The sequence below is a fragment of the Microcoleus sp. OTE_8_concoct_300 genome, from assembly GCF_031383065.1.
GTDB lineage: Bacteria > Cyanobacteriota > Cyanobacteriia > Cyanobacteriales > Microcoleaceae > Microcoleus.
Map to the genome: position 1 here is coordinate 1 of NZ_JANMZH010000683.1, position 13450 is coordinate 13450.

Annotated in this window: 7 protein-coding genes and 1 pseudogene; 2 read left to right on the forward strand and 6 right to left on the reverse strand. The window is 45.0% G+C overall.

Annotation, left to right across the window (positions count from 1 at the left end; translation table 11 throughout):
• Positions 1-710: 710 nt before the first annotated feature.
• Complete coding sequence (locus ACUVJL_RS30950; protein ID WP_445249332.1) at positions 711-1628, reverse strand: YihY/virulence factor BrkB family protein; 918 nt, start codon at positions 1626-1628, stop codon at positions 711-713.
• Between the two features lie 114 nt (positions 1629-1742).
• Here ACUVJL_RS30950 and ACUVJL_RS30955 point away from each other — a divergent pair, with 114 nt between their 5' ends.
• Entirely contained in the window at positions 1743-2834 is a 1092-nt protein-coding gene (locus tag ACUVJL_RS30955; RefSeq protein WP_445249333.1) for a hypothetical protein, read from the forward strand.
• Between the two features lie 41 nt (positions 2835-2875).
• Here the strand turns inward: ACUVJL_RS30955 and ACUVJL_RS30960 are convergent, their stop codons facing one another.
• Positions 2876-3100, reverse strand: coding sequence for a hypothetical protein (locus tag ACUVJL_RS30960; protein WP_445249334.1), 225 nt, complete (start codon positions 3098-3100; stop codon positions 2876-2878).
• Between the two features lie 245 nt (positions 3101-3345).
• Here ACUVJL_RS30960 and ACUVJL_RS30965 point away from each other — a divergent pair, with 245 nt between their 5' ends.
• Complete coding sequence (locus ACUVJL_RS30965; RefSeq protein ID WP_445249335.1) at positions 3346-4239, forward strand: CNNM domain-containing protein; 894 nt, start codon at positions 3346-3348, stop codon at positions 4237-4239.
• A 147-nt stretch (positions 4240-4386) separates the two neighbouring features.
• Here the strand turns inward: ACUVJL_RS30965 and ACUVJL_RS30970 are convergent, their stop codons facing one another.
• The 4 genes and pseudogenes from ACUVJL_RS30970 to ACUVJL_RS30985 form a co-directional block, all read right to left on the reverse strand.
• On the reverse strand, positions 4387-8673 hold the full coding sequence (locus ACUVJL_RS30970) for an O-linked N-acetylglucosamine transferase family protein (protein WP_445249336.1): 4287 nt from the start codon (positions 8671-8673) through the stop codon (positions 4387-4389).
• Positions 8674-8695: 22 nt separating this feature from the next.
• Positions 8696-10021 carry a glycosyltransferase family 4 protein gene (locus tag ACUVJL_RS30975; RefSeq protein ID WP_445249337.1) on the reverse strand — a complete coding sequence of 442 codons (1326 nt, stop codon included), beginning with the start codon at positions 10019-10021 and terminating at the stop codon, positions 8696-8698.
• A gap of 128 nt (positions 10022-10149) precedes the next feature.
• Positions 10150-13098: a glycosyltransferase gene (locus ACUVJL_RS30980; RefSeq protein WP_445249338.1), complete on the reverse strand. Its 2949-nt coding sequence runs from the start codon at positions 13096-13098 to the stop codon at positions 10150-10152.
• Positions 13099-13179: 81 nt separating this feature from the next.
• A pseudogene (locus ACUVJL_RS30985) lies at positions 13180-13450 on the reverse strand (RNA-guided endonuclease TnpB family protein); the annotation flags it as partial.

The window sequence follows — 13450 nt, forward strand, 5'->3', positions numbered from 1 at the left end:
GTCGATTCGATGTTTAGTAATTGGCAGGTTGTTGTTGAATTAATGTCTTTGTCTCCACATAAACTACCTAATTACCAACAAGGAATAAGAGCTATGAGGCTTATTCTATCAGCGTTATAAGCGACTTGTCGCCCCGACAGAAATATTTCAGGAGAAGATTGAAAGTGTAATTTTGGCTGCGGCGCCGGGACTCGCATCTTCTAGCTCATTTTTATTAAAGTCAAAATGCGGGATCGTTCAATCATCCTTCAGGGATAAGTTGTAGGTAAAAATTGAAAGACGACTTCCTTCTGCTGACAGAGACGTGCAGCAGCTCAAACTCTAGATAATCTAAATATAAATCAACGAGGGTGAAGGGAATAATTTTTCGTATTCTGCCCGGTGTCAAACTCGCACCTCCTAGCAATATCTAACTCGAGCCTGCTTTCAGCTTGCTGCTAGAGATGCGAGGTCAGCCGAAGGTAGAATTTTACCCCTCTGGATAAATAAGTAGGGGTTTTGAGAAAGCAGAAGTCGGTCGTCCCGAAGACCGAATATTATAGGGCTAGCGAAAAAAAAAGCAAAATTATTGCATTCAAAATTTTTCTTTCCTTCCGCCTTCCGCCTTCTGCCTTTTTCCCTCTTCCTTCTGGCTTATTCCTTCTGGATTGTGGCTTCTTGTGTCACACCCGGAGTGCGAGTTTAACCTCAAATTTCCCGTTTGTCTAATGTTAAGACTTCTTCCGCTGTTTGCGTGGGGAGGATTCGCCGTTTTCGCTGTTGAGGATATTCTTTTGCGAACCGGGCATCCGGGATCCGTATCGGTTAGTCCAAACTTGGGTAAACTCGGCACCTAAGAAGAGAATTTGAGCGGAATAATTAATCCAAAGCAGGATAATCACGAAGGAGCCCGCAGCACCGTAGGTAGAGGCAATACCGCTACCTCCGAGGTAAATTCCTATTATGGATTTGCCGATCGTAAACAGCACTGAGGTGATGGCGGCGCCGATCCAAACATCATTCCAGGCAAGATGGACATCGGGCAAAAGTTTGTAAATTAAGGCAAAAAGCAGCGTAACTACGCCAAAGGAGATAGCAAAGTCCACAATCTGCCAAATGCCGACTGGTAATTGCAGCAAGCCGTTCAACCAATAGCTGACGGCGGCTAAAATGGCGCTAATGACTAAAGATACTAGCAGTAGAAAGCCTATGCCTAAAATCATTGCAAAAGACAATATGCGGTCTTGCAGGAATCCCCAGATGCCTCGTCCGGGGGGCGGTGAAACATTCCAAATAGTATTGAGGGCTTCTTTAAGATTAGTAAACACGTTAGAAGCGCCCCACAAAAGTGTAGCGATGCCGACTAGAGTAGCAATCATTCCCGACTTGGGTTCGGAGGCTTTTAGGATGAGTTCTTGGACTGTTTGGGCGCCATCTTTGCCGATTAAACTTTGGAGTTGGGCGACGATTTGACCTTGGGCTGCCTCTGCACCAAAGACTAAACCGACGATCGCAATTACGATAATTAGCAGCGGGGCGAGGGAGAAGACTGTGTAATAGGCTAGGGCGGCGGCTAGGGTTGGCGCTTTATCTTCTTGCCATTCACTAAAAGTTTGTTTGAGCAGCGATATGACTGTTTTTAATTTCACGGCTTTTGGTTTCCTTATACTTAGCGTTCACCAAGGGATTTTAAGAGGTTAGGGGTTTTTTAGCGTCGGCCACAAGATAGATTTATCGATTAGCAAATCCGGAAAATTACTTTTATGTCAGATTCCAACACAATTGTTAACAGCAGTGATGTAAACTTGTTGTCCAAAAAAGCAATGTCTTGGGCAAAATTGAGCGCATTAGTAGCGGTGGTAAATTTTTTGCTGGTGCTTTTCCATTTCAGTTACTTTCAGTTGCGCCCTATTTATCAGAGCTTTTTTCCGGGTTTAGTTAAAATTTATGACCCGATTAAAGGCATTGATTCGAGTTTGCCAAATCCCGAATATTTGAAAAGCGCTGACCAGTTTTGGCGAATTGATACGTTTTTTATCGGTTTTTTTGGGGCAGAATTTTTGATTAAAAGTTTGTTCCATACCCGCCGTAAACCGGGGGTAACTTGGTTTGATTTTGTGCTGAGGCGCTGGTACGAGGTGTTTCTGGTGATCCCGATTTGGCACGGGTGGCGGATTCTGCCGGTATTGGTGCGGCTGCACAAGTCGGGTTTGGTGAATCTCGATCGCGTAGTTGCTCAAGTTACCTACGAACCGGTGGCTTATTTAGCCGATACGATGTCGGAATACATGATGGTGCGGTTTATCAATCAAGCTAAAAGTTCGATCGAACAGGGCGATGCCGCGCAGGTGTTGCTGGCGCAGCAGCAGCCGTACCTTCATGTTAATCAGGAAAATACGATCGAACAAATTACCAAGCGGATTTTGGATCTGACAATTTACAAAGTTTTGCCGCAGGTGCAACCGGATTTGGAACAATTGCTGCACCACAATTTGGAAACAACAATCAAACAGTCGGATTTTTATCAAATCCTGCAAAATTTCTCTCCGATTAACATTTGGCCGACGGAGATGACGGAACAGCTAGCGAATTATTTGGCTAAAACTGCTGTTGATGTGGTATCTACTACTTATGAAGACGATAAAGGTAGAAAAATTCTCGATAATTTCAGCCAAGAATTTAATCAAAGTTTGCGGCGGGAATTGCAAGATGAGAAAACTCTCGGGGAATTGCAGTCGCTGCTGTCGGATTTGTTGGAAGAAGTGAAGTTGAATTACATTCAAGGCGGGTTGAAGTCCGATCCGGATCAGACTTTTACGGAAATTAACTCGCTGCGGGAAGTAAGGGAGAGTTGATACAGCAATGAGTTCGGACTTTGTGAATTAGATTCTTTCTTTTAACTCACATTTTGCACCCTTGTCAAGAACAGGTCTTGCATCATTGTCAAGAACAGGCAAGATGCCTGTTCCACAATAAAATTCATCTTTTGTGGAACAGGCAAGATGCCTGTTCCTAAACAAGTAATTGAGATTGGTGCAATATCTCTGTTAAAACGAACCATTGTCAAGAACAGGCAAGATGCCTGTTCCACAATAAAATTCATCTTTTGTGGAACAGGCAAGATGCCTGTTCCTAAACAAGTAATTGAGAATGGTGCAATATCTCAGTTAAAACGAACCGCGAAGACGCGAAGGGCGCGAAGGAAGAAAAGAGAAAGAGTTCACAAGTTCTACGGGTAAGGTGCGCATTGCGTACCTACGAATAGGGGTAGTGCGGATATCCGAAATGTCTGGGGTTCAACCTATCTGAATCGCAAGCTAAAATAAAAGAATTAACCTCAAACCTCTATCATATTAGATATCTATCTTGAACAACATTACCTGCCTAGAAATAGAAGTCGCTCAAACAATGCTGAGATTAGCAATGTTGCTGGGCTTAACACTTTTAATCGCCTTTTTTGTGGCGTCTGAACTAGCATTAGTGTCAGCCGATCGCTATCAAATCCGCCAACTTACCCAGTTGGACGATCGCCCAACGGCTAAAACCGCCGAACTCGTCCACCAAGCTCAGAACAACATACCGCATTACCTGTCGGTGACTCAAACTGGCACAACAGCAGGGAGTTTGCTGTTGGGTTGGTTGGGTGAGGGAGCGACTGTACACTGGATCGAACCGTGGATCGACAAACTGCCGATCGGTCATTTGCCGGCGGTGCTGACTGCTCATTCGATCGCAGTTCCCGCAGCTTTTATCTTTGTAACTTACGTAGAAATAGTCTTAGGAGAACTAATCCCCAAAGTATTAGCAACCCACGCCCCAGAACGCACCGCTTTGCTGTTGATGCCGGCCCTGGAACTCTGCTCAAAATTACTGTGGCCGCTGCTAGCAATTCTCAACGGTACCGTGCGGCTGCTGACTGGTTGGATTACCAGTAAAGAGTCTCAACCGCTGCTGTCCCCTTCCGAGGCAACTCTCGTTCAAAAAGATGCTCATTCGGCACTAATTTCTGGCAATTGGGAAGTGAGAGCAGTTAACGAAAAACTCGGGTTAAACCTGCCGACTAACCAAGCTTACCAAACAATCGCCGGATTCCTGATCCACAATTTAGGTAAAATGCCCAATCAAGGCGATCGGCTATTGTGGGGCGAGTTGGAAATAGAAGCAGCAAATGTAGTAGAAGGGAGTTTAGAAACAGTGCTAGTGCGTCAGGTAACTCGCCCCTTATTTGAGACTCAGCAGGCAGAACTCATGTTAAATTAAATTACTACGGGTAGGCACAATGATTTCTCAAATCTTTCTCTTCCCTTCTATTCTTTTCCTTCGTGTCATAAGCGTCTTCGCGGTTCGTTTCAATCCTGAGATTTGAGATTAGCAAGTAATCCCAAATCTCAAAATCTGCGCCTTTCATCAGCCAACAGCCACCTTAACCGCACCCCCAACCAACTGCTCGTAATCCGCCAACAACCACGGAGGCAAACAAGTATTCGCATCCTGAACCCGCAACTGTCCAAGGCGACAATACAGCATCGCCGCCAACAAATTATTTACAGCTTTAGGCGCTCCAAACCCTTTACTCAACTCAGCAACCAACGAATTAAAAAACTCGCGCTCGCTCTCATGCAGCGGCTCGTTAATAAACCCGCTGCCCAGAATTGCTTTGTAACCCTTACCAAAATCGCTCCGGTACAAAACTTCTACTTTTTCGCCGGAAACGCTCAGCCACAAATCGGCAATTTGCTTGCGAATTTGCCGCAAATCTGCTATTACCAATTCAGCCGTCGGGTCGATTTCATAGAGATTGACGGCAGCAGTTAATTGATTGAGAAACTCCGGCAGATAATCTTGTTTGACAACTGTTTGTTCTGTTGTCGCAAATGCGCTTTCAAACACCTTTTCGTAATCTTCAAGCAACCACTGCGGCAAGCGGGTGCGAGCATCGGGAACCCGCATTTTACCCGGTACAAAATACAGCATCGCACCCAGCAGAGCATTGATAGCTTGAGGCTGCACCAACCCTTTGCTAATTTCAGTCAATTTCTGCAAAAACTGCTGTTCGGCTTCAGTCATTGATTCTGCTTGCAAGCCGCAGCTAAGTATTGCTTGATATCCCTTGCGAACGTCTCCTCGGTAAAAATTTTCGAGTTTCTCTGAAGGCACAGTCAGCCAAAAATCCGCCATTTGTTTTCTGATTTGGCGGAGTTCCAAAACTACCGATTCGTCTGACGGATCGATGCGGTAAAGATTGACGCATCCTAACAGTTGATTCGTAAATTGTGGCGATTGAATGTATTGAGCTAGCAAGTCAGAACTTGAATCAGACTTGACGGCGGCTTCAGTCTCAAAAACTTGTTCGTAATCCCCAATTAACCAATGCGGCAAACGGTTGCGAGCGTCGGGAATTCGCATGGTTCCCGGCGGGAAATACAGCATCGCCCCCAGCAAGGCGTTGACAGCTTTCGGATGCACTAATCCTTTGCTAATCAGGGTTAATTGCTGCAAAAATATTTGTTCGCTTTCTATCATCGCTTGATGTTGGAAGCCGCTCTTGAGCAGGATTTGATAGCTATTACCTGAAGCGCTTTTGTAGGCGGTTTCGAGGTTTTCAGCGGGAAGGTTTAGCCAAAAATCAGCGATTTGTTTGCGGATTTGACGCAGTTCGGATATTGCTGAGATGTTTGAAGAGTTTCTTTGGTAAAGGTTGACGTTGTTCGAGAGGATCTCGCCCAAATCTGGCTGCTTGGGAATGCTATCTTGTAAGCTACGGGATGCTTCCTGGTGGCTGGTTTGCCATTTGCCAAAGAGTTCTTGGAATAATTTGCCGATCGCCCCAGAATATGCAACACTGTCAAAACACCGCGGATTACCTTGCATTTTCTGCTGAATTTCCTGCCGATAGCGCTGCCGCAATTGCGGGTTAGTGCCGAGGGTAACGGCTAGCTGAATGTAAGATGCTTCGTCATACGCAATTAAATCAGACATTTGTAGTTCCCGCAGCATCGCCGAACCTTGGCGAAACCGCAAAGCATTTCCTTCCACAACCACCGTCGGCAATCCTACTTGCAAAGGATCAATTAACGATGTTGCCCCAGCATAAGGATAGGAATCGAGATAAACATCTCCTAGCTGCAAAAATTCTTTCACATCCGCGCGACTAGGCAGTTGTTTTACGAACAGCAAGCGGTTGTTATTCACGCCGTATTTAGCGCAGACAGCGTTCAGATTGTTGACAAAAGGTGTGGTTGGATAAGTGCGAGTCCAAGCCGGTCCGAAGGGATATAAAATCAAGACTGAATCGGGTACTGCCGCTAAAATCTTGAGCCAAGTTTCTCTCAACTCCGGCAAAATTTTGTAGAAGTTGGCGCCGGAGATGAAAACTGTTTTTGTGTCTGAAATTCCGAGACTTTGGCGGGTAGGTTTAACTGTAGCCACTTCCGATTCTGTTGCATATTTGAAACAAAAACCGCTGCCTTCGAGAACAGCCAACTGTTCCCGATATTGTTCTTGATAACTAGCATCGGGCGCGGTAAATTGGCCTGCGATGTAGTAATCCATGTGGCGGATTCCGGTGGTTGTCGGGGAACAGAAAGATGTAGTTTGTACCCTCGCCAAACGGTGTATTGCTAGGGAGCCAACTGGTTTGTTAATAGCTGTTAAATTCGTACCGAAAAACAGGATATCTAAGTCGTCGGCGCGGATTGTTTGGACTTGCGATGCAAAGTCTTTCGGAAGTGCAACCAGCTTGTCGGCGCGACTTTGACAATACTGTTCTAATTGGTGCCCGCTGGTGTTGAGCGCGTACAGGTAAATCTCGAAATGGTTGCGGTTTAAATGCTCGAAAACCGGGATGGTAGCGAAGGTTTCGGTTTGCGGTGCGAAATGGTCGCTGATGATGCCGAGGCGGATTTTTGTCCGATTTGGCGATCGCGCCGGGAAGATACAATCAATTGAACAGCCGCGATTTTTGAGCGAAAACTCGATTATTTCCGCCCGTTTCGTGTAAATATTGCGCAGGTTTGCCGTGGTAAAGTACAGCGGGATAAAGTTCGCAACTTGCGAGAAAAATAAAGCTATATTTTGCCAAAGTTGGGAATCGGGATTTTTGAAGATATTGCTATGGATGTAATTCACCCAGCCTTGAATGAATTGATAGTAACTGTCTGCTTCTCCTTGGTTTTGGAATAGGTTCGTACAAGTAAACATGAATTTGAGATATTCGTTGGCGAACCAATTAGGCACTGTAGCGCGATCGTACTTGAGCGGCAATTGGTCTGCCCGCCGATACAGCATGGCTGCGAGCAGGTAATTGATGGCTTTTGGCTCGTTAAATCCTTTCGCCACATTAGCGACTAATTCGCTCACAAAAGCCTCTTCTGTATCTGTTAGCGGTTCATATCTAATGTCGCCGGCAAGCAGCGCTTGGTGCTGTTTGCCGACATCGCCTGCAAAGGAACTTGCAACTTGTTCGGCTGGTAAATTAAGCCAAATTTCAGCAATTTGTTTTCTAGCTTGGCGGACATTTGCTAGGGCGGATAAATCAGCGGAATTTTTCTGGTATTGCTCGATAATGCTTGACAATAAGATTGGAGCTTCCGGCGCTTTCGCCTGGATTTGCTGTTGGCTGCCGCAGGCTTGCATCAACGCTGAACTAACTGTTTTTGCCATTTTTGACCAAGCAAATTTGCGGGATTGTCCAAGTCCGGCAGCAATTAACGAGTTGCGAATATCCGGCTTCTGCATGTCAAGCAGGGCATTTCCCAGTCCATTGATATCATTTTCGCTTACATAAAACGCTGCTTCGCCTGCTACTTCTGGAATCGAGCTGTTAGGAGAAGTGACGACGGGACAACCACAAGTCATTGCTTCCAATATAGGCAGTCCGAAACCTTCATACTTCGAGGGAAATATCAGGGCGATCGCACCCGAGTAAGCCGCTCTTAATTCATCGTCGCCCAAATACAGCAGGTGGACGTTTACACCAGCAGTGTACGGTTGTAAAGTAGGTTCTAGCGAAGGTTGACCGCTAGTACAAACAACATCAAATCCCGACTTGCTGCTGAGTCTCGATAAAGCTTGAAAAAAAGCGATCGTATTTTTATAACCGTTGAATCCCAGACGTTCTCCCACTATTAAAAAGTAGGGTTTATCAATCCGGTTTGCAGTTTTAAATGCTTCTATTTCTGGTAGACTAGAAGGATAAAAATGTTTTTGAATGCCGCAGTGAGCGACAGTAATTGATGCGGGAGATATTTCGGGGAAAAATTTTACTAAGTCGCGGGCCGTGTTTTGGGAAATGGCGATGTAGGAAGATGCTTGACGGATAGCATGATGTTTTTCTCGCCACATGGGATTATTGAGGTCGCCTCCGGTAACTTCGGGTATCATATCGTAGGCGACAAATGCCGATCGCGTCGAAATCGGTGTTGTATAGTAGGTAGAAACAAATAAATCTGCATTTTCTCGATCGCAAATTTGCTGCAACATTTGTTTGTCAGCATCGGTTTTGTTATAATCGTAAACCGGAATCGAGCGATATTGAATGCCTGCAATCTTCGGTACTGTGCCGGCGCGATCCAGCATTACTATATTCTCAGCAAAACCTGATTTTACCCATTCTTCCATCAAAGACTGCCAAACGCGACTAATCCCGCTTTTTTGCTGGCTTTGAAAAAATATCCCGTCAATAACTATTTTCATGATTGGTGAGTTTCCTGTCAAATTACGATAAAGCAGTTCGATAAGCAGCGATAGTTTCTTGAGTGCACCTTTGCCAACTAAAAAGTTTAGCTTGTGCCAAGGATTTTAAAGACATACTTTCTCGCAGTGATGATTTGTTGTAGATTTCCAGCATACTATGACAAAGCGCCTCGGTATCTTTTGGATCTACCATAATTCCCGCTTCCCCAACTACTTCGGGAAGCGAAGATGTATTTGAGGTAATCACCGGTACTCCGCACTGCATCGCTTCCAGAGGCGGCAAACCAAAACCTTCATAAAACGACGGATAGACAAATGCTAAAGCACTGCTGTAAAGCGCTGCCAAATCCGATTCTGGGACGTATCCTGTAAAAATTATCCGATCTTTGAGAATTTTTTTCTGAGAAGCTTCTGCCATAATATTATCGTATTTCCATCCCGGAGTACCCACTAACACCAGATATAAATCTTTAATATTTTGTTCCTCAATTAGTTTAGCAAAACTGCGGATTGCACCGTCGAGATTTTTCCGAGGTTCCAATGTACCCAAACTCAAAATATAAGGAGCATCTGGAATGCCGTATTTGCGGCGAGTCGAAGCAAGTTTTTCCGCATCGCCGCAGGGGTAGAATACAGTCGGTTCCGCAGCGAGATGCGTGACGAAAACTCTCGAAGCGTCAAGCTTGAGATAATTGCAAAGGTCATTCTTAGTTGAATGCGATATGCAAATCACCCAATCCTTTTGAGAGATGCTTGCTAAGGTTTTTTTGTAAAGTAAAGGGATTTGCTCGCTCAGCAAAAACTGCGGGTACAAAACAGGAATCAAGTCATAAATAGTCAAAAAAATCTGAGCTTTACTTGTTTGCGCCGAAACAGGTATTTCATCGTAGGGCGAGTGAAAAATATCTGCTGACTCTAAATTATTAGCATCTACCGGAACAAAGGAACCGCCCATGATTTGAACGGCATTTCCTAAAGTGTTCTTCAAATAGTCAAAAACAGCTTTTTCCGCGACAGCATTGCCAGCATCATTTGCTTGGATTTGAAGACCCAGCATATTGTAAACATCGAGTAGCTGCCTGTAAAAAACCCTGGCAAAGCTCGAATGCAGCAGGGGAATACCCGCTAATTTAGGATTAGTTTCCAGATAATCGAAACTCGCATCCAACAAATACAAATACTGACTGACACAAAATAACAAATCGCATTCTTTCGAGTTTGCCAAATTCTCAGCAATACTTTCAACTACTCTAAAAATGCCGGTTCTAGCGCGCTGGTGCAGGTGTCCCTGTCCGAGGACAGAGATATCGTAAATAACTTTAATTTGATGCTCCCGTGCAATTGACATACTCCGTTAACTCGCTTCTTACACTGATAGGACTTAGGCACTCAAGGGCGGTGTTGAAAGGGTTTGAGATTCTTCGCAACACTTGCGAATGACAGACAGGAATTACGCAGTCAACCTGCTGGGATTTCTCAACCAGACAAAGCTGTTTTGTAAGCAGCAATTGTCTCTTGAGTACACCTTTCCCAGCTAAACTTTTTCGCTTGCGCTAGCGACTTTAAAGACATTTCTTGCCGGAAAGCAGGTGTACTGTACAGTTTGAGAATGCTGTGGCAAAGTCCGTCAGCATCTGCCGCATCGAGCATAATTCCCCCATCGCCGACTACTTCGGGAAGCGATGAATTATTCGAGGTGATGACAGGAATCCCGCACTGCATGGCTTCTAAAGGCGGCAAACCGAAACCTTCATACAGCGACGGGTAAATAAAAACCATCGCACCGCTGTACAGGGCGGCTAAATCTTCATCGGCTACATAGCCAGTTATAATGATACGGTCTTTTGACAAACCGAAGTTAGCAATTTCTTGAAAGATTTTTTCGTACTCCCAACCTTTAGCGCCGACTAAAACTAAGTTGAGGTCTTTGATACCTTGTTGCTGCACGACTTTAGCGAAGCAGCGGATGACGTGTTCGAGGTTTTTTCGAGGTTCTAAGGTGCTGACGGCCAAGATATACGGTGCGTCGGCAATGCCGTATTTGTGCTTGACCGATGCCATATTTACCGCATCATTGCAGGGGTAAAATAAAGCCGTATTTGCAGCTAGATGAGTCACAAACACTCTTTCCGGGTTGAGTTTGACGTGATTTAGCAAATCGTTTTTGGTGGCTTCAGATATGCATATAATGTAATCCTCGGCCGTTAAGCTGTTTAAAGATGCCTGCATTCTCTGGTAGTCGGCATCATTTTTACCGATAAAGAACTGCGACAAGATGATGGGAATCAAATCGTAAACAGTGGCAAATTTTTTGAGCTTTTTGCACTCGCGTGCTTGCTGCGGAATGTGATAGAATGTGGCGTGGAAAATATCGGCTTCGCTCAAGCTCTCCTGGTCGATTAAATGGCTGCGCTGCTGGGAAATGCCGATCGAATTTGAAAGGTATTTTTTTAATTGGTCTATTAAGAGTTTGGATTGGGGTTCTTGGCTTTGTTCCGGGAAGATTTTTTCCCGGTTTTCTAGCATCTTGTAAAGCTCGATTAATTGGCTTTCAAAAATTCTGAAAAAGCTGGAGTGAGCCAAAGGTATCCCCCGAAAACTTGGCTGAGTCTGCAAGTAATCCAGGCAACTTTTCACGGCGTACCAAGAATGAGTGGCGCCAAAAGATAAATCGAACTGTTTCGAGGCAATTAAACCCGAGGCGATATTCTCTATGACTCGGGCAACACCGGTTCGAGAACGCGACTCGTAGTGTCCGTATCCCAGTACGGATATGTCATAAAAAATCTTGCTCAACTCCCGCTGTTTTTCCCCATCCGCATAGACTGGCGGGTAAGATTCTGTATATATTTCCTGGGGTTTGTGGACTATCAACAGCAAGGAAGTTGCAACGTGACCGCCCAATTCTATTTTTAGGTGCGGTGCGAGGTGATTGTGAGGTTGTTTCATCGGCGTCAAATCGTATTTGCTATCGCCCATCCAGTAATCTGGAGGTTCTACGCGATATCCCTCGGCTGTTAGTTCACCGATTAAACGCTCAATGTCTCTGTGTCTGAAAAATACTAAGTTGTGTGCGTTTAAGGTTCCTGCATTTGACGAACAGTTGAACTCTGTTGTGTGAATTGCCATACCGCCGGGCTTTAAGCATTTCAGAGATTCTTTGACAAATCTGAGTCCGTGTTCGATCGATCCTATATGCTCAAAGGCACAGGAAGACCAAATAAAATCAAACTCACCTTGCTTTAAGTCTTCAGGGATATTGTTCATGTCAACTTCGCGGAAGCTGACAAGTTTGTCAAAAATTTCTGGCGGACAGATTTCTTTCTCGTTAAGAGCTTGTTTGCCGCGGCAAAGTTGGTCGCTTGTCGCCCAGTCTTCCTTGGCTTCGGGAATGTCGTAACTTTGGTCTGTGGCGACAATTTCGCAGCCCAAAGAAGCGAATGCTGACGGTAGCGGTTCGTTGCCAACCGCAAAACCCATGCCTTTTTTTCCGGCTTTTAGAAATCCTCTTTCGTTCAAAGCTTGACACATGACAACCCACTCCCAATATTTTCGGTGAATCATTGTGGGAGCTTTGAGTTTTTCAATCCAATGCTGATAGTAATCTGTCTGAAAATCGCGGTTGACGCACAGTTTGCTTGTGACTCTGTTAAATGCCTGTGGCTGCTTGTTGCCGATTGGGGGTTGAGTCAATGCCGATCGAGTTGCGGGAATTTTGGTAATATCTAGGACGGCGATCGCATTTGCAAAATTAAAAGGTAAATTGTATTGCGCGCTGACGATTTCTTCGGGATTTGCTTGTACCCAAACAGAAGGCTGCGGCTGGGATTCGTCAACTTTAACTAATTTTAAATAACTGGTGCTAACGGCATTTTTCGGAATATTGTATAGCTCGAATAATAGGTGCAAATACTCTTGACTGAACTGGATGTACCACCCCCTTTCGAGGAATCTGCCGAAGGGTACTGTAATCAGTGCTCTACCGTTATCTGACAGCAAATCGTAGACTTTGGCGATCGCTTTTAAAGGCGCTTGCCAATCAGATTTTTCCAGATATTCACCGTAAGCTTGACTCGGGTCAGATCCTTGTCCTATGTGTTCTACTGTAGAGATGCAAACTATACCGCTATACTTCTGTTGAGGATCGACATCCATTAAATCAATTTTGTCTACTCCCACAGCAGTTTCGTATTTGTCGATAATTCTTCTAGCTTGAATTAAGTCATCTGTCGGGATCAGTTGGGGATAATATTGCAGCACGTTGCCCACTTCCAGCAGTTTGGTTTTATCCTGCAATCCGGCAAGAAAGTTGCAGGCTATGGGTATTTCTACCGCTCGCTCCGAGGGAGGATGGTTGTTGTGCTTGAGTCGGTTGTACCGGAGTGGCTGATTGTTGAAAATGAAAGTATCTTGCGAATCTGACATTTTGAGTTTTCCTTGGGCTATTGGCGATGGGTGAATTGCGATCGGTGCATCTTAATTTATAGCTAGTAAAAGGATAGTCATTTATCGCATGACATGGGAGGCATTAAGTCCCTCCCCTTTCGTTTGTACTTTGAGCGGATTGACCCGCCTCGGCTGAACTACGCAGCTCTCTATCCCATTGCTGAACGCATTTGGGATTGCTTTTCTCAGAATATTGTAAGACCCGTTGACATCGGAGTTGATTAATTGACCGATTGATGTTCTGTACAAACCTCTCTTGATTCGCTTACCGCTAAATGCGACATCATCAGTGCCAGTATGCCCGTACACAGGAATCGGATCTAGATTCAGG

Excerpts from the sequence above, each read along its gene's own strand:
- ACUVJL_RS30955 (WP_445249333.1), top strand. The coding sequence starts at position 1,743 with ATGTCAGATTCCAACACAATTGTTAACAGCAGTGATGTAAACTTGTTG.
- ACUVJL_RS30970 (WP_445249336.1), bottom strand. The coding sequence starts at position 8,673 with ATGAAAATAGTTATTGACGGGATATTTTTTCAAAGCCAGCAAAAAAGC.
- ACUVJL_RS30975 (WP_445249337.1), bottom strand. The coding sequence starts at position 10,021 with ATGTCAATTGCACGGGAGCATCAAATTAAAGTTATTTACGATATCTCT.
- ACUVJL_RS30980 (WP_445249338.1), bottom strand. The coding sequence starts at position 13,098 with ATGTCAGATTCGCAAGATACTTTCATTTTCAACAATCAGCCACTCCGG.